This window comes from Bacteroidota bacterium (assembly GCA_034723125.1).
Taxonomy (GTDB): Bacteria; Bacteroidota; Bacteroidia; order CAILMK01; family JAAYUY01; genus JAYEOP01.
Genome location: JAYEOP010000592.1, coordinates 1 through 1,545, shown reverse-complemented (window position 1 = coordinate 1,545; position 1,545 = coordinate 1). Strand labels below are relative to the sequence as shown.

Here is a 1,545-nt window from a genome sequence, read left to right as displayed (position 1 = left end):
GGTTTGAAGAAATAGGATTGGAGGAAGAAGGGTAGACCTTGCTCAACCTTTCGTCCTCCTAAATACAAGCCGGAATCAATATAGTTACATGATATTCCCTCTTTATTTGGTTCGTTTATTACTCCTAAATAGTAAAAAGGGTTAGAAACAATACCAAATTTACCAATATATATTCGACCATCCATTCCTAATTGTAATTGCATTGCTGAGGAAGGATATGCACAAAATCTTTTACTATTAAAAAATGAAAGTGAATCAATTTTGCTGAAATCATATTGAAATAATTGCCCTCCAATGCGTAAATATAGATATTGCCCATTAGATGAAAATTCGCAATAATATGGGTATTGAATAATTGTACTGAGAGGATTTGATACTTTGCCATTTGCTGTATTAAAATCAAAAACTTCAAAATTTGTTTGTGCATATATTCCAGTTTTTGGTGTAGATTTTAATGAAACAATTTTTTCTCCATTAGGTGAAATTTTTAGGTTACCATATTTGTAACTTTTTACAGGTGCAGTTGTTATGTGACTACTACCAACATTTGATGTTATAGGATTAAGGTTTATACCATCTTTATTTATTAAAAAAGAATAGAAGGAATTATTGTTCACCGTATGGGTTACTAACCAAACAGATTTTTTGTTTGAATGGTGAATTGCTGTTAATTTAAAACAGACATCACTCAATAATAAATTATTTTTTGATATAACCTTTCCAATTCCATTTTCAAAAGACATGTCTATAATGGAATAATAAATATGACTTCCAGTAGAACTAAAACCATGGATATTATTTATAGAGAAAATATAATATTGTTGTTTATTGCCAGGATGTGGAATGATTATAGAAACATTTGAAAATTTATTTGTAAGCCATGGATTTGAAATTGAAATATTTGCTCCATTTTTCATTGAATCATGCTGTTTATTCCATACTTGGTCCCCATTTGTATAAAACAATAAATTACCATCTTTGTCAGAAATTGAGGCACACGAATAAGTTGTAGAGATTTGTCCGTTTGTATCTGCTTTAATTGTATCCTTAGAAAAATGAATTCCTGATTTTTGTCCAAAATACCACCAAGAAGCTTCCTTTTGAGCATTTGAATTAATTGTACTTACAATTAAAAAAAATGATATAATAAATATGATCTTAAATCTCATAAAATGAAAAAAAAGGTTGCCTATTGCTAAAACATTAGACAACCTTTAAATTTATTAAAGTTTTAAAAAATTCAATGTTTTTATTGATTGTTCATTTGATATAATAATTTGGTATAAACCGTAATCAAATGATGATACATCAAAAGAAACATTTTGTTTCTCTGAAGTAAAAGTTTTTATTTTTTTACCTTCTATATTATAAATTTCAATTTTATTTAATCTATTAAGATTACTACTAAAACTTAAATTCAAAACATTATTTACCGGATTTGGATAACATGAAACAATAATATCATTATTATCATTTTTATCAATAGATAATGGTGGTGCTATTGGAGGATTACTTCCATTATTTTCATAAGCACCAATATCAATA

The 1,545-nt window shown here is 27.1% G+C and carries 2 protein-coding genes; both read right to left on the bottom strand.

The genetic code is table 11. The annotated features are described in order from the left end of the window. Nucleotides 1-1,169: hypothetical protein (locus U9R42_14765; protein ID MEA3497287.1), on the bottom strand; the 1,169-nt coding region annotated here is incomplete at its 3' end. Between the two features lie 54 nt (nucleotides 1,170-1,223). Continuing rightward, a partial coding sequence (locus tag U9R42_14760; GenBank protein MEA3497286.1) for a T9SS type A sorting domain-containing protein occupies nucleotides 1,224-1,545 on the bottom strand: 322 nt, incomplete at its 5' end.